Origin of the sequence: Aquitalea sp. FJL05 (assembly GCF_003852595.1) — a bacterium.
GTDB lineage: Bacteria > Pseudomonadota > Gammaproteobacteria > Burkholderiales > Chromobacteriaceae > Aquitalea > Aquitalea aquatilis.
In genome coordinates, this window is the sequence record NZ_QAJS01000016.1 from 108,277 (window position 1) to 126,190 (window position 17,914).

The following is a 17,914-nucleotide window of genomic DNA, read 5'->3' on the forward strand; positions in this document are numbered from 1 at the left end:
GTAGGCTGCGCGCTTAGTCTTGCCGCAGGTGGGTGTCGCACGAAAAGCGTGCCGCACGCGGCGGCAGGCGCAGTACACTGCGTTTGATCGCGCCATGGCTTGTGACCCTGTCGCTCGCCGCTGCGCGAACAAGCGCCAACAACAATAACGGAGGTGAAAAATGGATCTGATCCTGTGGCGTCATGCCGAAGCAGAAGACGGTTCTGATGATCTGGCGCGGGCGCTGACCCGCAATGGCCAGCAACAAGCCAGCCAGATGGCCCAGTGGCTGCGCGACCGCCTGCCGGAGGATTTTCTCCTGCTGGCATCGGAAGCCAAACGTTCGCAGCAGACGGCTGCGCTGCTGAGCAAGCGTTTTACCGTGTTGCCGGAGCTGAATCCGGATGCATCCATCGAGCAGGTATTGAAAGCAGTCAACTGGCCGGAAGCGGGCAAGACCATCGTGCTGGTAGGCCATCAGCCGTATATCGGCCGCCTGTCGGCCCTGTTGCTGGGCGAGCAGCCGCTGCTGTGGAGCGTGAAAAAAGGCTCGGTGTGGTGGCTGAATCACCGGGTGCGTCACGATCTGGAACAGGTGCGCCTGAAAGTGATGATGACCCCCAGCATGCTCAAGCCTTGAGTGTCAGGGATGTGTCTGTCAGTGCTAGCCCCTTGCGAGGGGCTTTTTGCTGTCTGATCGCATGGCCAGTGCTGCCTCACCGCCCGGCCGGCGTGGTGGCTTTAGCGGGCTGAATCCTGCTCGCGCAGCTGCCGCCACTCTCGGGGGCTTAGCCCGCACTGTGCCTTGAATGCCCGCGACAGCGCCGCCAGTGTGTATTCTGCAGCGTGGTTTACTGCAGGCTTTGGCCTGTTTCGACGGTAGCCGTTCGCTGTTGCCGATTGTCGGGCGAGTGCCGGCAGGTGCTTGCCAGGACAAAAAAAGAGGGCTCCCGAAGGAGCCCTTGATCAGCGGGTACCAAGCGGGCCGCGAAGGCCCTGAGAGAGAGTCTTGGTAAATAAATATTAAAAATACTTTTCAATAAATGCAATGAATGACGGTTAGCTAAGCCGTGCCGTCAGCTGCTGGCGCAGCCTTTTCGCCACACTCACCATATTGCCCAGCGCGGCTTCTACCTCCGGCCAGCTACGGGTTTTCAGTCCGCAATCGGGGTTGACCCACAAGCGCTCGGCCGGAATCACCTGCAAGGCCTTGTCCAGCAAGGCTGCCATCTCGCTGGCGGCGGGGACGCGCGGGCTGTGGATGTCATAGACGCCGGGGCCGATGTCATTGGGGTAGCGGAACTGGGCAAAGTCTTGCAGCAGGGCCATGTCGGAGCGCGAGGTTTCGATGGTGATCACATCGGCGTCCAGCGCGGCGATCTGCGGCAGGATGTCGCCAAATTCCGAATAGCACATATGGGTGTGAATCTGGGTGCTGTCATCAATGCGCCAGTTGCACAGGCGGAAGGCCTCGCCGGCCCACTGCAGGTAAGTCTGTTGCTGTGCCTGCTGCAGGGGCAGGCCTTCGCGGATGGCCGGTTCGTCGATCTGGATGATGCGGATGCCGGCGTTTTCCAGATCCAGCACTTCTTCGTTCAGTGCCAAGGCAATCTGCCGGCAGACCGTGCTGCGCGGCAGATCGTTGCGGACAAAGCTCCACTGCAGCATGGTGACCGGGCCGGTGAGCATGCCTTTCACCGGTTTGCTGCTCAGGCTTTGCGCATAGACAGCCCAGCGCACGGTCATCGGCTGCGGCCGGGCCACGTCGCCGACGATGATGGGCGGCTTGACGCAGCGGCTGCCATAGCTCTGCACCCAGCCCAGCCGGGTAAACGCAAAGCCATCCAGCTGTTCGCCGAAGTATTCCACCATGTCGTTGCGTTCGGCTTCGCCGTGTACCAGTACATCCAGCCCCAGTTCTTCCTGACGGCGTATGGCCAGCGCGATTTCTTCCTGCATGGCCTGCTCGTAACTGGCCGCATCCAGTTCGCCGCGCTTGAAGGCTGCCCGTGCGCTGCGGATGCTGGCGGTTTGCGGGAAAGAGCCGATGGTGGTGGTGGGTAGCAGGGGCAGCTTGAGCCAGGCCTGTTGCCGGGCAATGCGCTGGGCAAAGGGTAGGGGGCGCTGATCGGCACCTGCTGGCAGTGCCGCCAGACGCTGCTGCACGGCAGGCCGGTGAATCAGCGGGCTGCTGCGGCGCTGCGCCTGCACATGGTCGCTGGACTGCAGTTCGTTGCTGATGCTGGCACGGCCCTGCTCCAGCCCGCGCTGCAGCAGCTTCAGTTCGTTCAGTCTTTGCACGGCAAAGGCCAGCCAGCTGCGGATATCGGCGTCCATTTCGGTTTCGGCGGCCACATCGAAGGGGCTGTGCAGCAGCGAGCAGCTGGGTGCCAGCCACAGCCGCTCGCCCAGTTGTGCCGCCACCGGCTCCAGTTGTGCCAGCACGGTGCTCAGATCGCTGCGCCAGACATTGCGCCCATCCACCACCCCGGCAGACAGCACCCTGTCATCCGGCCAGTGCTGCAGGAAGCTGGCCAGCTGTTCCGGTGCGCGGACCAGGTCCAGATGCAGGCCGGCTAGCGGCAGGCTGTGCAATAGCGGGGCATGCTGGGCAACGCTACCAAAGTAAGTGGCCAGCAATAGCTTGAGCGGGCTGCTGGCCGCCAGTTGCTGATAGGCCGGGGCGAAGGCGGCCAGCCAGTCGGCGGGCAGGTCCAGCGCCAGAATGGGTTCATCCAGCTGTACCCAGGACACGCCCTGCTGTTGTAGCGCCTGCAGCAGGCTCTGGTAGCAGTTCAGCAAGGCTGGCAGCAATTGCAGACGGTCAAACTCGCCGCCCTTGCATTTGCCCAGCCACAGCAGGGTGAGGGGGCCGATCAGCACCGGTTTGGCCTGGATGCCCAGCGCGCGTGCTTCGGCCAGTTGGGCCAGCAGCGGTGCCGGGTTGGCGCTGAAGCTGGTATCGGCCTGCCATTCCGGCACCAGATAGTGGTAGTTGGTATCGAACCATTTGGTCATTTCCAGTGCCGGCTGGCGGCTATTGCCGCGTGCCAGCTGGAAGTATTGCGCGCTGTCCAGCCGGGCCGGGTCAAAGCCGAAGCGGGTCGGAATGGCGCCAACCAGAATCTGTGCGTCCAGCACGTGGTCGTACAGTGAGAAATCGCCCACGGGCGACAGCTGGATGCCCGCGCCCTTTTGTAGCAGCCAATGGCGCTGGCGCAGTGAGCGTGCGCCCTGGCGCAGGGCTTGTTCGTCAATCTGGCCTTGCCAGAAGTTTTCCAGCAGGAGTTTGAGTTCGCGTTTGGCGCCGATGCGGGGAAAGCCGGCCAGGTGCAGTGTGGTCATGGTGGGGTCCTTGTCTGTCAGTGTCCCCAGCATCGGTGAATCTGCTGTATGATTCAAACTCATTTTTTTGTTGTTTTGAATTAATTTAATTCATGATTATCGGAAAGCCCATGCCATGCTGGAACTACGTCATCTGCGCACGCTGATTGCCCTGCAGGAAACCGGCAGTGTGTCGCTGGCGGCTGAGCGGGTGTTTCTCACCCAGTCGGCCCTGTCGCATCAGCTCAAGCAGCTGGAGGCTTATTACCAGCAGCCGCTGTTCGAGCGTAAAAGCCAGCCGCTGCGCTTTACCCTGGCGGGCGAGCGCCTGCTGGCGCTGGCACGTGAGGTACTGGACAAGGTGGCATCTGCCGAGCGTGAGGTGGCGCGCATCCGCCAGGGCGAGGCGGGGGAGCTACGGGTGGCGGTGGAGTGCCACACCTGTTTCGACTGGCTGATGCCGGCGATGGACAGCTTTCGCCAGCACTGGCCGGCGGTGGAGCTGGACATTGTTTCCGGTTTTCATGCCGATCCGGTGGGGCTGTTGCTGACTCGGCGCGCCGATTTGGCCATCGTGTCGGAAGCCGAGCCGCAGGCCGGCATCGTCCACCAGCCCTTGTTTGCCTATGAGATGGTGGGGATTGTGGCGCGTGATCATCCGCTGGCGGAAAAGAAGGTGTGGCAGGCGCAGGACTTTGCCAATGAAACGCTGATCCACTATCCGGTACCGGACGAGATGCTGGATTTATGGCGCAAGGTGCTGCTGCCCGCCGGGGTCAGCCCATTGCGCCGTACCAGCGAGCTGACGGTGGCCATTATCCAGCTGGTGGCCAGCCGGCGCGGCGTGGCGGCGCTGCCGTTCTGGGCGGTCAAGCCCTATCTGGAGCGCGGCTATGTGGTGGCGCGGCGGATTGGCGAGCAGGGGCTGAGCAGCGAGCTGTACGCTGCCTTACGCAGCGAGGATGCCGGGCTAGCCTATATGCAGGATTTTCTCAGCACGGTGCGGGAGCGCAGCTTTGCCACGCTCCCCGGGCTGACCGTGCTGGAGGGCTGACGCACGATTGTGGGCTTCAGGCCTGCTCGTCATGGGCTTCCATGCCCAGTTCCTGAATCTTGCGGGTGAGGGTGTTGCGGCCCCAGCCCAGCAGATGCGCGGCTTCCACCTTGCGTCCGCCAGTGTGGGCCAGGCCGGTGCGGATGCAGCTTTCCTCAAAGCGCCGGCACAGGTCGTCGATGATGCCCACCTCGCCGGCACGCAGGCGGCGTGCCACTTCTTCGGCCAGGCCCAGCGTCCAGTCGACCACATGCACGCTGCTGCTGGCCACCGGGCTGCCTTCGCCGTCCGTTACCGGGCTGGCGGCTTCCGGTTCGCGCAGTTCAGCCGGCAGGTCGCCCACCTCTACTTGCTGGCCCGGTGCCATCACAGTGATCCATTGGCACAGGTTTTCCAGCTCGCGCACATTGCCGGTGAAACTGTGGAACTTGATCACCTCCATCGCGGCATCGGTCAGCCGTTTCGGCTCCACGCCCAGGCTGCTGGCACTCTTGGCCAGGAAATGGCGGGTCAGTAGCGGAATGTCTTCGCGGCGTTCGCGCAGCGGTGGCAGACGCAGACGGATCACGTTCAGGCGGTGGAACAGGTCTTCGCGAAACAGGCCGCGCTTGACCCGGTCTTCCAGATGCTGATGGGTGGCGGCAATCACCCGCACATTGGCCTTGATCGGCACATGGCCGCCCACGCGGTAGAAATGACCATCGGACAGCACGCGCAGCAGGCGGGTTTGCAGCTCGGTGGGCATGTCGCCGATTTCATCCAGAAACAGTGTGCCGCCTTCGGCTTCTTCGAAGCGGCCACGACGGGTGGCCAGTGCGCCGGTAAACGCGCCTTTCTCATGGCCGAACAGCTCCGATTCCAGCAGGTCTTTCGGGATGGCGGCGGTGTTCAGGGCGATGAAGGGCTTGCTCGCCCGTACCGAGTGACGGTGCAGCGCCTCGGCCACTCTTTCCTTGCCGGTACCGGATTCACCGGTAATCAGCACGGTGACATGTGATTGCGACAGCCGGCCGATGGCGCGGAATACGTCTTGCATGGCCGGGGCCTGGCCTAGCAGCACCGGCATGGCTTCCACGCCGCCGCTGGCTTCGATCTGGCTATTGCTCTCAGCCAGCGCGCGTTCGATCAGCTGTACTGCCTGGTCGACATCAAAGGGCTTGGGCAGGTATTCGAAGGCCCCGCCCTGAAAGGCGGCCACGGCCGAATCCAGGTCGGAGTGCGCGGTCATGATGATGACCGGCAGCTGCGGGTGGTCGGCCTTGACCCGCGACAGGAACTTCAGACCATCCGTGCCGGGCATGCGGATATCGGAAATGATGACGCGCGGGGTGTTGTCATACAGGGCATTGAGTGCGTCGTCTGCACTGGAAAAGCTGTCAAAGCCGATGCCGCTGCGGCCGAGTGCCTTTTCCAGTACCCAGCGGATGGCCTTGTCGTCATCGATGATCCACACCGGGTTATTCATAGCAGCCCTCGTTTCTGTTATTTGGGTTCAATCCGTATTGCTGAAAGGCAGCATTACGGTAAAGCAGGTCTGGCCGGGGCGGGATTCGAATTCGATGCTGCCGCCATGCTGGTGCACATAGGCCTGGGCCAGTGTCAGCCCCAGACCGGTGCCTTCGGCGCGTCCGGTCACCAGCGGATAGAAAATGTGATCCCTGATTTCCTCCGGAATGCCGGGGCCGTTGTCGACAATCTGCAATTTTAATGCCAGCCCGTGACGCTTGCGCGCCAGCGTCACCTGACGGGCCACGCGGGTGCGCAAAATCACCTCGCCGCTGGCCTTCATGGCCTGGATGGCGTTCTTGACGATATTCAACACCACCTGGATCAGCTGCTCCTTGTCCGCCACCATGTGCGGCAGGCTGGTGTCGTAGTCGCGACGGATGGACAGGCCTTGTGGATACTCGGCCAGGGCAATGCTGCGCACCCGTTCCAGCACTTCGTGGATATTGATTTCGCTGCGGACATGGCGGCGATGCGGGGCCAGCAGGCGGTCAACCAGCGACTGCAGGCGCAGCGCTTCTTCCTGGATGACTTCGGTGTATTCCTTCAGCTCCGGCCGGTCGGACAGCTCGTGTTCCAGCAGCTGTGCCGCACCGCGAATACCGCCCAGCGGATTCTTGATTTCATGGGCCAGATTGCGGATTAGCTCGCGATTGGCCTGCTGTTGCAGCAACAGGCGCTCTTCGTTGGCGATTTTCAGCTGCTGGTCGAGTGGCCGCAATTCCACCAGCGCCAGCCGGCTTTCGGCATCCACCGGCGTCACCGACAGGGCGATATGCAGCGGCTGCTCGCCATGCGGGGTGCGCAGCTCCAGATCGTGCTCGATGTAGCCAGCGTTGTGCTGCAGGGCGGTGCTCAGTGCCTGGCGCAGGGCCGGGCTGTCCTGAAACAGCTCGAACAGGGTGTGGCGCAACAGCTCGCGCCGGCCGATGGCCAACAGGTTTTCACACGCGGGATTGGCGAATTCCAGTACGCCGTCGGCTCTGGTGATCAGAACCGGGGTGTCGAGTAATTCCAGGCCGGCAAAGCTGGGAGAGTTCATGGTGCTCCGGATCGAAGAGGGCTGTGCCTGGTGCTGTTAGCAATAAGCACGCCAAGCCAGAGCACAGCGAATGCACGATTACGGAGTTAATTATGCACCATTATTGTGCAGAGGATGTGGCCTGCCCCAATTCGCGGCGCAGTGCATCAACATTCTTCTGCCGCTCGGTCACCGCGTCTTTCAGCTTCTGCACCCGGTCGAGGTATTTCTGGTAGTTGCGGGTTTCATCGCCATTACGGGTGGCGGCACCGTCGGTGTAAGCCTTCTGGGCGTCAGCCAGCGCTTTCTGCTCATTGGCCAGCTCGTTTTCCAGAATCTTGCGTCGGCCTTGGTCGCGCTTGTTCTGGGTGCCATTGTCGACATTGGGGTAGCCATCCGGGGTGGAGGCCGATTTGCTGCCTGCATTAGCCGCCGGCTTGCTCTTGCTGCTGTTGCCATAGGTGGACAGTGGTGCCAGATGCATGGGCTTGGCACCCTTGATCGGCACATTGGTGAAGGTGACATTGCCGTTGGCGTCTATGTATTTGTACACCTCGGCCTGGGCGAGGCTGCAACTGAGCAGCAGACAAAAGGCAAGCGTTTTCATGGGAGTCCGCATCAGCAAGGAAATACAGGATGGTAGTGGCGATATGATAAGCAAAAGCCCGGCCCGCGTCACATCGGCCTGTCGTTTGGCTGGGGGCAAGGGTGCGTTGGTCCCCTGCCTTCTTGTTCTGCCGTCTGGTGCTACATGATCAGGAAAGGCTGCCGGTCGGCCTCGCTCGGCTTGTGCTTGGCCGGATGACATGAAAAAACCCGCATGGCCATGAGCCATGCGGGTTTTGCCATAGCCGCCGGAATGCTCCGGCGGCGGCTTGCCATTACAGCGAGTAGTACATCGCGAATTCGACCGGGTGGGTCGTCATGCGAGTCAGGTTCACTTCCTGCATCTTCAGTTCGATGTAGGCGTCGATCCACTCGTTGGAGAACACACCGCCACGGGTCAGGAAGTCGCGGTCTGCGTCCAGCGCGGCCAGGGCTTCGTCCAGGCTGGCGCATACGGTCGGGATCAGCTTGTCTTCTTCCGGCGGCAGGTCGTACAGGTTCTTGTCAGCAGCATCGCCCGGGTGGATCTTGTTCTGGATACCATCCAGACCGGCCATCAGCAGAGCGGAGAAGCACAGGTACGGGTTAGCCAGCGGATCCGGGAAGCGGGCTTCGATACGACGGCCCTTCGGATTGGCTACGTGCGGGATACGGATGGAAGCGGAACGGTTCTTGGCGGAGTAAGCCAGTTTTACCGGGGCTTCGTAATGCGGTACCAGACGCTTGTAGGAGTTGGTGCCCGGGTTGGTGATGGCGTTCAGTGCCTTGGCGTGCTTGATGATACCGCCGATATAGTACAGGGCGGTTTCGGACAGGCCAGCGTAGCCGTCACCGGCAAACAGGTTCTTGCCGTCTTTCCAGATGGACTGGTGTACGTGCATGCCGGAACCGTTGTCGCCAACGATGGGCTTGGGCATGAAGGTAGCGGTCTTGCCGTAGCTGTGTGCCACGTTCTGTACCACGTATTTCAGGATCTGGGTCCAGTCGGCACGCTGGGTCAGGGTGCTGAACTTGGTACCGATTTCCATCTGGCCGGCGGTGGCCACTTCGTGGTGATGCACTTCAACCGGCACACCCAGTTCTTCCAGCAGCAGAACCATGGCGGAACGCAGGTCTTGCGCGGAGTCAACCGGCGGAACCGGGAAGTAACCACCCTTGACACCCGGACGGTGACCGGTGTTGCCACCTTCGAATTCTTCAGCGGAGGCCCAGGCAGCTTCTTCGGACTTGATCTTCACGAAGCAGCCGGACATGTCGGTGCCCCAGGTGATGCTGTCGAAGACGAAGAATTCCGGTTCCGGGCCAAAGTAGGCGGTGTCGCCCATGCCGGATGCCTTCAGGTAGGCTTCGGCGCGCTTGGCGATGGAGCGCGGATCGCGGTCGTAACCCTTGCCGTCGGCCGGGTCGATCACGTCACACGACATGAATACGGTCGCTTCGTCGAAGAAGGGGTCAATCTTGGCGGTAGCCGGGTCAGCCATCAGCAGCATGTCGGAGGCCTGAATGCCTTTCCAGCCTGCGATGGAGGAGCCGTCGAAGGCGTGGCCGTGCTCGAACCATTCATCAGCATCTTCCAGCAGAACGTGTGCCGGGATGGTAACGTGTTGTTCTTTACCACGGGTATCAGTAAAGCGCAGGTCTACGAACTTGACGTCGTTTTCTTGAATCAGCTTGACTACGTCTGCAACCGCCATGAATGTTCTCCTAAAGGCAACGTGCATCGAAAGCAATATTGCTTGATAAAGATGGTACGCCTCACTGGAAGCATGAAGCGTGCCAGGGTACGAACACTAATGTAATCATTGTGTCACAGGGCTTGGTACACGGCTAGCGCTTATGAATGCACCAAAATAATGCATTCCGTGGTGCGAGTGCACTATATCTGTGCATAACGCCGGCGGGTGATGGTAGATGCCCTGACGGCATCGTGGCATGCCCCTATTACAAAGAGAGGAAAGCAATGGACCAGACCGATTTGATCCTGCAAACGGCTGCCGAGCGTGCAGCTGCCCAGCAACTGCCCTATCAGGGCGCGCTCACTCCACCCGAAGCGCATTATCTGGCTCAGCATCTGCCCGGCGCGGTACTGGTGGATGTGCGCAGTGCGGCCGAATGGCAGTTTGTCGGCGTGGTGCCCGGTGCCTTGCGTATCGAGCTGCGCAGCTTCCCCGGCATGCAAGTCAATGTGCAGTTTGTCGAGCAGCTGCAAGGTGCAGTCGACAAGCAGGCTGTGCTGTTGCTGATGTGCCGCAGCGGCGTGCGCTCACACGAGGCCGCCACGCAAGCCCGTGCAGCTGGTTATACCCGGGTTTACAACGTGCTGGAGGGTTTCGAGGGTGACAAGGACGAGCATGAGCATCGTGGCCTGCTGACAGGCTGGAAGGCGCATGGCCTGCCCTGGGTGCAGGGCTGAGCACGACCTTATTGTTGGGACAGGGGTATTGACCGGTTGATGTTTATGACGTTACACGGCAAAGTGCTACCTCAGCAGATGAACCGCACGACGCGGAAGCACCACAGGAATCCAAGAAAGCTGATCATGATCAACCGTTACGCCGTCATCGGTAACCCCGTTTCCCATAGCCAGTCGCCGTTTATCCACAATGAATTCGCCAGTGCCACCGGTGAGTCCATCCAGTACGAAAAGCTGTTTGCCGAGCTGGGCAAGTTCAACGAAGTAGTCAGTGAATTTGTCCGGGCCGGCGGCCTGGGGCTGAATGTCACCCTGCCGTTCAAGGGGGATGCCTTCCGCTTTGCCCAGGAGGTCACCGAGCGCGCCCGCGCTGCCGAAGCGGTGAATACCCTGACTTTCCGTGATGGCAAGGTGTTTGGCGACAATACCGATGGCGTTGGACTGGTGCGCGACATCGTGGACAATCTGGATTTCCCCATGGCGGGCAAGAGCATCCTGATCCTGGGTGCCGGCGGTGCCGTGCGCGGTGTGCTGGAACCGATTCTGGAGCAGAAGCCGGCCAAGGTGACCATCGCCAATCGTACCCTGATCAAGGCCGAATCCATTGCCCATCATTTCTCCCCTTGGGGCGAGGTGGTGGCCAGTGGCTACGAGGCGCTGGAAGGCAAAACCTTCGACATCATCATCAATGGCACCTCGACCAGCCTGCACAATGAGATTCCGCCCTTGCCGGCCAATATTTTTACCGCCCGCACCCTGGCATACGACATGGTGTACAGCAAGGGTCTGACCCCCTTCCTCAAGCGTGCCCAGAGCGAAAACGCCGGCATGCTGGCCGATGGCCTGGGCATGCTGGTAGAGCAGGCTGCCGAGTCCTTCCATATCTGGCGCGGTGTGCAGCCGGACACCCGCAAGGTCACCAATATGCTGAGGGAAGTGCTGGCCTGATCCGATGCGTCTCTTTCTGAAAATCATGGCGGTCCTGGTGGCCGCCATTGTGTTGTACAACCTGTGGATTCTGGCGCACGTGGTGTACTGGCGAAACCATAATCCCGCAGCCAGTGCCTTCATGAACGAGCAACTGGCCAAGCTGCAGGAAGACGACCCCAATGCCGAGTTGCGGCAGAAGTGGGTGCCCTACAGCCAGATTTCTGCCAATCTCAAACGGGCGCTGATTGCTGCCGAGGACGCCAAGTTTGCCGATCACGAAGGGTTCGACTGGGATGGCATCGAGGCGGCTTTCGAGAAAAACCTGAAGCAGGGCCATATCGTGGCGGGCGGTTCCACCATCAGCCAGCAATTGGCGAAGAACCTGTTCCTGTCCAGCAAGAAAACCCCGTGGCGCAAGCTGGAAGAGGCCGTGATCACCGTGATGCTGGAGAACGTGCTCGACAAGCGGCGCATCTTCGAGATCTATCTGAATGTGATCGAGTGGGGTAATGGTGTATTCGGTGCCGAAGCAGCGGCCCGTTATTACTTCCACACCAGTGCCGCGCGCCTGTCTGCCGGCCAGGCCGCAAAGCTGGCGGCCATGGTCCCTAATCCGCGCTACTACGACGAGCATCGTGGTGCGCCCGGCCTGGCACGCAAGACCCGCATCATCCAGCGGCGCATGCAGTACGCCGACCTGCCTTAAGCCATTGCACCGTACATCCCCCGGCTGGAAGGCCGGGGAGTGCTCGTGTTACAATTCCCGCCTTGTTTATCCGTTCTGCCGCGCTGTAAAGCGCGGTATTGCACATGGACTTACCCAGTTACCCCATAGCCGCTGGCTACCCCCTTTCCCGTAGTTGATTCCCGCCGTTCCGACTGTGCTGTCCAGCTTCTGTCGCCCCGGCGGAAGGAGTTGTGCTTGACGGTTGTCGAAAAAAAACAAACTGCTGAACGATTGAGTGAAAGCCTTGCCGAGGTGCAAAGGCTGATTGAGCTGCATCACGAGCGCGATGAGCGCCTGCCGGCCCCCCATGTCCTGCAAGAGCTGGAGCAAAGACTGCAAAGCCTGCACCCGGCGGACATTGCCTACATCCTGGAGGCTTTGCCGCTGGACGAGCGCTTGCTGGTGTGGGAGCGCGTCAAGTCTCAGCAGGATGGCGACATCCTGCTGGAAGTTTCCGATGCGGTGCGCGAAACGCTGATCGAATCCATGGAGCCGGACGAGCTGGTTGCCGCTGTGCGCCAATTGGATACCGACGAGCTGGCCGAACTGGCTGGCGACTTGCCACGGCAGGTTGTCTACGAAGTGATGGGCGAACTGGACGAAGCCGAACGCGAGCAATTGCAATCTGCGCTGTCCTACCCGGAAGGCTCTATCGGTGCGCTGATGGACTTCGAACTGGTGAAAATCCGTGCCGATGTCAGCTGCGAAGTGGTATTGCGCTACTTGCGGCGCTTCGATGAGCTGCCACACCAGACCGACAAGATTTTCGTATTGGATGCCGAAGAAGTGCTGTGTGGTGTACTGCCCTTGCGTAGCCTGCTGGTGGCGGACCCGGAGCAAATGGTGTCCGAGGTGATGGCGACCGAGGTCGTGTCCTTCCGGCCGGAAGACGAGGCACGCGATGCCGCGCTGGCTTTCGAGCGCTACGATCTGGTATCGGCACCGGTGGTCGACGAGCGTGGTGCGCTAATTGGCCGGCTCACCGTGGATGAGATGGTCGACGTCATGCGTGAGGAGTCGGACAGCGAAGTGCTGAATCTGGCAGGTTTGAAAGAAGAAGAAGACCTGTTCGCTCCGGTGGTTGATTCGGTAAAGAACCGCTGGGCATGGCTGGCCATCAATCTGTGTACCGCTTTTGTCGCCTCGCGGGTGATTGGTGCTTTCGAGCATTCCATCAACCAGTTGGTGGCACTGGCTGCGCTTATGCCGATTGTGGCGGGTATCGGCGGCAACGCGGGCAATCAGACCATCACCATGATTGTGCGAGCGCTGGCCATAGGGCAGATGCAGGTCGGTCAGGCTTGGCGGCTGTGGCGCAAAGAGCTGGGGGTCAGCATCATCAATGGTCTGGTATGGGGTGGTGCCATCGGCCTGGTTGCCTGGGCCCTGTACGGACGGCTATCGCTGGGACTGGTCATGCTGGCCGCCATGACACTCAACCTGATGCTGGCAGCCACCATGGGCGTGCTGATTCCCTCGCTGATGCAAAAGCTGGGGCGCGACCCGGCGCTGGGCTCCAGCGTGCTGATCACCGCTTGTACCGACTCCGGTGGTTTCTTCATCTTTCTCGGCCTGGCCACTCTTTTCCTGCTCTAGACATGCTGACACTGCAACAGGCGCTGCGGCGTCATCCCTTGCCCCGGCTGGAAGCACGCATGCTATTGCAGCATGTGCGTCCCGGCCTGACCCATGCCCGGCTGATTGCCGATCCCGATCTGCCGCTGAGCGAGGTGGAGGCCAGCCAGTTCGAGCAACTGGCCCTGCGCCGGCTACAGGGTGAGCCGATGGCTTATCTGCTGGGCGAGCGCGAATTCTATGGCCGCAATTTCAATGTCAGCCCTGCGGTGCTGATTCCGCGCCCGGAAACCGAACATCTGGTCGAAGCTGCATTGGCGAGGCTGGGACAGGCTCCGGCGCAAGTGGTTGATCTGGGCTGTGGCAGCGGTGCCATTGCCATTACCCTGACGCTGGAAGCGGCCAACTGGCAGGTGTCGGCAGTGGATCTGTCGGCCGCTGCCTTGCAAGTAGCCATGGGCAATGCGCAGCAGCTGGGAGCAAGCATCCGTTTTCATCAGGGCAGCTGGTATCAGCCGCTGGGCGAGTCTGCTGGCTTTGACCTGATTATTTCCAATCCGCCGTATATCGAACAGCACGACCACCATCTGGCCGAAGGCGATGTGCGCTTCGAGCCACGCATGGCCCTGACCGACGAGGATGACGGTTTGAGTTGCCTGCGCGAGATTATTGCGGGCGCACCGGCGCGTTTGAAGGCGGGAGGCTGGCTGATGCTGGAGCATGGTTTCGATCAGGGAGACGCCGTGCGGCAGTTGCTGCAGTCTGCCGGCTTGCAGAATGTGGCGACGCTACCCGACCTTGCCGGGCTGGACCGGGTAAGCATAGGGCAGATGGCTGGCATATAAGCAGGGGCTTGCTTGTTATAGGCTGCATTGCCCTCGCGTGCGGCTGATCGGCTGCCCGCTGGCGAATCAATCGCACTTGCTTGCCTTGCATCAAAGGGATGGTTTGATTACAACGGCATGCTGGCACCTGCCGTATCCTTGGCGGATTATTCCGATGGTGATCGCTGAATTGTCTGGCCTGCTGATCATGCCGGAGGCTGATGGTGAGGCGGGCAGAGCAGGGTGTGTTGCGGTCTTTGACTGAGTGTAGTGACGGGGATGGTGTGCCGGGCACACATGTCCGCTTAAGCTGCCATGGTCGCCGTAGGCCTGAAATGAAAACAGGCGTAGCCCTTGTCCCGCAAGAGGACTCAGACTGCGCCTATTTCGAGCACAGATCAGACCGGCATAGGCCGGTCGTCACGGCTTAGTGGTGGTGGCCGTGGGCACCGTGTACGTGGCCGTGGCTGAGTTCTTCAGCGGTGGCTGCGCGTACTTCGGTTACCTTGGCAACAAAACGGATGGTCTGGCCAGCCAGCGGGTGGTTGGCATCAACAATGGCCTTGCCGTCAGCGATGTCGGTGACACGGAACAGCAGCACGTCGCCGGTTTCCGGATCGTCGGCTTCGAACATCATGCCAACTTCAACGTCGGCCGGGAATACGTCCAGATCTTCGACGCGGACCAGCTCTTCTTCCGGGTCGCCGAAGGCATCGTCCGGGGTCAGCTTGACGTCCACGGAGTCGCCAACTGCCTTGCCGTGCAGAGCCTCTTCCACCAGCGGGAAGATGCCATCATAGCCACCGTGCAGGTAGGCAATCGGTTCTTCGGTTTTGTCGAGGAGAGTATTCTCCGCGTCGAACATCTCGTAGTGGAGGGTAACGACGGTATCTTTGGCGATTTGCATCAGAAATTGTCCGGGATGAAATGAAAAATCTTGACAGGGCAGGGAGCGCGAGTCTTCCATTCTCCTGCAAGGAATGGTGCGGAACAGCCGCTTGAACGTATTGTAAACCATAGAAGGGCCTGCAAGCCCGTGAAACTGCCATGAAACCGATGACATTGCTGGGTGGACTCACCCCTGAAGAGTTTCTTCAAGATTACTGGCAAAAAAAACCTTTGCTGATTCGCGGTGCACTGACCGATGTGGGGCCGCATGTTGATTTCAAATGCCTGTCCGAACTGGCGATGCAGGAGGATGTTGAATCCCGCCTGATCGAAAATCGTAACGGTAAATGGCATCTGGAGCGTGGCCCCTTCCGTCCCGCCCGCTTCCGCAAGCTCGGTGAAACTGACTGGACCATTCTGGTGCAGAACGTCAATCACCACTTGCCGCATATCGACAACATCCTGTGGCAATTCGATTTCATCCCCTTCTCCAGGCTGGACGACCTGATGATCAGCTATGCCCCGCCGGGTGGCACGGTTGGTCCGCATTTCGACTCCTACGATGTTTTCCTGCTGCAAGTGGGAGGGCGCAAGCGCTGGCAGATTTCTTCGCAGGCCGATGATGATTTCATTCCGGATGCGCCCATCAGGGTATTGCAGGATTTCCGTGTGGAAGAGGAGTTCGTGCTGGAGCATGGCGATATGCTCTATCTGCCGCCCAAGTGCGCACACTACGGCGTGGCGCTGGAGCCGGGCATGACTTATTCCATCGGCTTCCGTGCAGCGCCGACACAGGAACTGGCCACCCAGTTCCTGGTATATATGCAGGATCGCATCTGCCTGGAAGGGCGTTACGCCGACCCGGAATTGCAACGCCAACCGGATCCGGCGCGCATCAGCGACGAGATGGTGGACAAGGTCAGCCAGATGCTGAGCCAGATTAGCTGGGACAAACAGATTGTCAGCGACTTTCTCGGTCATTACCTTACCGAGCCCAAGCCGCATGTATTCTACGATGCGCCTGACGATGAACTGGACGAAGAGGAATTTGCCACTGAATTGGCCAAGGCTGGCATTGAACTGGATCGCAAGAGCCTTATCCTGTTCCGCAATGAAATGTTCTATTGCAATGGTGAGCTTCTCGAAATCGAACCGGATGATGTTGCTGTGTGGCAACAGTTTGCCAACCAGCGCCGCTTGTCGGCTACGGACATCAGGCCGTCGTTATTGGATCAGCTGTACCAAGGATATCTAACTGGTTATTGGCATTTTCCGCAGTCTGTAGCAAAATAACCACATCAGATGTTCAAATGTACACATAGCAAGGCTGCTACCCTGCATGGATTGGCGTTCAAACGCCTATTTTGCCGGGAATGCTGCATTGCGGGAGGTTGCAGTAGGGTTGGTGGCGTTTTTGCTGGCTTGCCCCCCTACACAGCAATTTTTTTCGTGATACAATTTGCGCACTGAAAGATTTTCAGTCGCCCAGTCATATCCAAAACAGCTTGGGCGATTAAATTGACGTCTTGTTAACTTATCTTTAAAGGTCAAGAAAAAATGAAACAGTCGCTCCTCGTTGCTGCCCTGCTGGCCGTTGCTCTGTCCGCTTGCGGTAAGAAAGCTGATGCTCCGGCTGAAGCTTCCGCTCCTGCTGTTGAAGCTTCCGCTCCGGCTGCTGATGCTTCCGCTCCGGCTGCTGACGCTTCCGCTCCGGCTGCTGACGCTTCCGCTGCTGCTGCTTCCGCTCCGGCTGCTTCCGCTGCTCAGTAATTCAGCGCGAAAGCACCAAAAACCGGCTTCGGCCGGTTTTTTTACGTCCATGCTCCGGAAGTCTTGTATCTGTTCCGGTGCTGGCAAGAAAAAAGCCCGCTTGTGCGGGCTTTTTGCCTAGGAAGGTGCTGGCCTTACTGTAGTTCGGTCTGAAGCTTGGACAGAACGGATTTGGCAAAGCTGTCGGACAGCTGCTTGCCTTGTTTGTCCTGTACCGCAAGGGTGCTCAGGCCATTGCCGACATCCTTGACCAGGATGCGGTATTCCGGCCCGGTGGGGCTGGTCTTGTCTTCGGCATCCTTGCTCTTCCAGAAGGCCAGGCTGGACCAGAAACCACCACCACTGGAGGTGTTGTCGTTCTTGTCCAGTTCGCCCTTGGCAGGCTTCACATAGTAAATGCCTTGCGAGCGGTCGCGGTCGTTGACGACCAGGCCGATACGATCCAGAGCCAGGCCTACGCGACGCCAGGCGCGGTCGAAGCTGTCGTTGATGTTCAGCTTGCCATCCACAATGGTTTCTTTAGGCTTGTCTGCGACTGTCTGCGTTTGCTTGAGCGCTTCCTTGGCCTTCTCTTCGGTAATGCCCATGCGGATCATGAAGCGACCCAGCAATTCGGCTTCCAGGTTCGGGTCTACCGGACGGGGTTGCCACATGGTGTCCGATTTGCCTTCATTGATGAAGGTTTCGTACATGCCGCGGTGCGAGAAGTAGATTTCGGTACCGTTGGCAGTTTTTTCCAGGCGGATGCGGAATTTGTCGCGTTCCGGAGTCGACATTGCGCCGCCCAGTCCAACGGTTTCCATCAGCTTGCGAATGCCGTCAGCTGGCAGCTTGGCGCGATTTTCGGCCCAGTCGGTTTCCATGATGCCGAGGTCAGGCTCTTCAGTCTTGATGACAAAACCGTTTTCCTGCCAGAAGGCTTTCAGTACCGGCCACAGTTCCGCAGGTGACTTGCCCTTCACGGCGAGCCAGCGCTGGGTGCCAGCGCGCTCCATGCTGATGTTGTCGATACTCTTGATGGCAACCGTTTCAGTCGTTACGGGCTGTGCGGCTGCTTGCTGTGCCGCGGCTGCATTGTTGCTACTGGCCAGCGCCGATGCGCTACCAGTGGCCGGGATCACGTATTTGTTCTGGATTTGCGGTGCGGTCAGGTCTGGCGGTACTTCCAGCGAGTTGCCCAGTTTCGGCGGCTCAGCGGACTTGTAGTCCAGTTTCTTTTCCAGCGGATTGGAGGTGCTGCAACCGGCGAGGATGCCGGTTGCCAGCAGAATCGCGGCGGGCGCGCTTCGTTTCATGC

The 17,914-nt window shown here is 59.9% G+C and carries 16 protein-coding genes; 8 read left to right on the forward strand and 8 right to left on the reverse strand.

Translation table 11 applies throughout. The annotated features are described in order from the left end of the window. Positions 1-160: 160 nt before the first annotated feature. Positions 161-619, forward strand: coding sequence for a histidine phosphatase family protein (locus DBR44_RS14380; protein ID WP_124644713.1), 459 nt, complete (start codon positions 161-163; stop codon positions 617-619). 419 nt (positions 620-1,038) lie between these two features. Here the strand turns inward: DBR44_RS14380 and metE are convergent, their stop codons facing one another. Beyond that, positions 1,039-3,324, reverse strand: a complete 2,286-nt coding sequence (gene metE, locus DBR44_RS14385) for a 5-methyltetrahydropteroyltriglutamate--homocysteine S-methyltransferase (protein ID WP_124644714.1) — start codon at positions 3,322-3,324, stop codon at positions 1,039-1,041. Between the two features lie 115 nt (positions 3,325-3,439). On the opposite strand from metE, the gene DBR44_RS14390 reads away from it, so the two are divergent. After that, positions 3,440-4,357: a LysR family transcriptional regulator gene (locus DBR44_RS14390; protein ID WP_124644715.1), complete on the forward strand. Its 918-nt coding sequence runs from the start codon at positions 3,440-3,442 to the stop codon at positions 4,355-4,357. A gap of 16 nt (positions 4,358-4,373) precedes the next feature. On the opposite strand, the gene ntrC is transcribed toward DBR44_RS14390, so the two are convergent. The 4 genes from ntrC to glnA all read right to left on the reverse strand — a co-directional run bounded on the left by ntrC (position 4,374) and on the right by glnA (position 9,184). Continuing rightward, positions 4,374-5,822 (reverse strand): nitrogen regulation protein NR(I), encoded by a 1,449-nt coding sequence (gene ntrC, locus DBR44_RS14395; protein WP_124644716.1) that lies wholly within the window; start codon positions 5,820-5,822, stop codon positions 4,374-4,376. Between the two features lie 27 nt (positions 5,823-5,849). After that, on the reverse strand, positions 5,850-6,905 hold the full coding sequence (gene glnL, locus DBR44_RS14400; protein WP_124644717.1) for a nitrogen regulation protein NR(II): 1,056 nt from the start codon (positions 6,903-6,905) through the stop codon (positions 5,850-5,852). A 100-nt stretch (positions 6,906-7,005) separates the two neighbouring features. Further along, the gene (locus DBR44_RS14405) at positions 7,006-7,491 is read right to left on the reverse strand and encodes a DUF4124 domain-containing protein (RefSeq protein WP_124644718.1); all 486 of its coding nucleotides are present in this window, start codon (positions 7,489-7,491) and stop codon (positions 7,006-7,008) included. 274 nt (positions 7,492-7,765) lie between these two features. Further along, complete coding sequence (gene glnA / locus DBR44_RS14410) at positions 7,766-9,184, reverse strand: type I glutamate--ammonia ligase (RefSeq protein WP_124644719.1); 1,419 nt, start codon at positions 9,182-9,184, stop codon at positions 7,766-7,768. Positions 9,185-9,450: 266 nt separating this feature from the next. Between glnA and DBR44_RS14415 the strand changes: the two genes are divergently transcribed. The 5 genes from DBR44_RS14415 to prmC all read left to right on the forward strand — a co-directional run bounded on the left by DBR44_RS14415 (position 9,451) and on the right by prmC (position 13,980). Then, on the forward strand, positions 9,451-9,903 hold the full coding sequence (locus DBR44_RS14415) for a rhodanese-like domain-containing protein (RefSeq protein WP_124644720.1): 453 nt from the start codon (positions 9,451-9,453) through the stop codon (positions 9,901-9,903). 126 nt (positions 9,904-10,029) lie between these two features. After that, positions 10,030-10,851, forward strand: coding sequence for a shikimate dehydrogenase (gene aroE, locus DBR44_RS14420; protein WP_124644721.1), 822 nt, complete (start codon positions 10,030-10,032; stop codon positions 10,849-10,851). 4 nt (positions 10,852-10,855) lie between these two features. After that, positions 10,856-11,539 carry a monofunctional biosynthetic peptidoglycan transglycosylase gene (gene mtgA / locus DBR44_RS14425; RefSeq protein WP_124644722.1) on the forward strand — a complete coding sequence of 228 codons (684 nt, stop codon included), beginning with the start codon at positions 10,856-10,858 and terminating at the stop codon, positions 11,537-11,539. Positions 11,540-11,755: 216 nt separating this feature from the next. After that, on the forward strand, positions 11,756-13,156 hold the full coding sequence (mgtE, locus tag DBR44_RS14430; RefSeq protein WP_124644723.1) for a magnesium transporter: 1,401 nt from the start codon (positions 11,756-11,758) through the stop codon (positions 13,154-13,156). A gap of 2 nt (positions 13,157-13,158) precedes the next feature. After that, positions 13,159-13,980, forward strand: a complete 822-nt coding sequence (gene prmC / locus DBR44_RS14435) for a peptide chain release factor N(5)-glutamine methyltransferase (RefSeq protein ID WP_199731060.1) — start codon at positions 13,159-13,161, stop codon at positions 13,978-13,980. Between the two features lie 406 nt (positions 13,981-14,386). Here the strand turns inward: prmC and DBR44_RS14440 are convergent, their stop codons facing one another. After that, positions 14,387-14,866 (reverse strand): peptidylprolyl isomerase, encoded by a 480-nt coding sequence (locus DBR44_RS14440; RefSeq protein WP_059287093.1) that lies wholly within the window; start codon positions 14,864-14,866, stop codon positions 14,387-14,389. Positions 14,867-15,006: 140 nt separating this feature from the next. On the opposite strand from DBR44_RS14440, the gene DBR44_RS14445 reads away from it, so the two are divergent. Beyond that, positions 15,007-16,140 carry a cupin domain-containing protein gene (locus DBR44_RS14445; RefSeq protein WP_124644724.1) on the forward strand — a complete coding sequence of 378 codons (1,134 nt, stop codon included), beginning with the start codon at positions 15,007-15,009 and terminating at the stop codon, positions 16,138-16,140. Between the two features lie 66 nt (positions 16,141-16,206). Here DBR44_RS14445 and DBR44_RS19525 read toward each other — a convergent pair whose 3' ends face one another. Both DBR44_RS19525 and bamC read right to left on the reverse strand, forming a co-directional pair. After that, entirely contained in the window at positions 16,207-16,668 is a 462-nt protein-coding gene (locus tag DBR44_RS19525; protein ID WP_158613624.1) for a hypothetical protein, read from the reverse strand. Between the two features lie 83 nt (positions 16,669-16,751). Further along, positions 16,752-17,912 (reverse strand): outer membrane protein assembly factor BamC, encoded by a 1,161-nt coding sequence (bamC, locus tag DBR44_RS14455; protein ID WP_124644725.1) that lies wholly within the window; start codon positions 17,910-17,912, stop codon positions 16,752-16,754. Between the last annotated feature and the right edge of the window lie 2 nt (positions 17,913-17,914).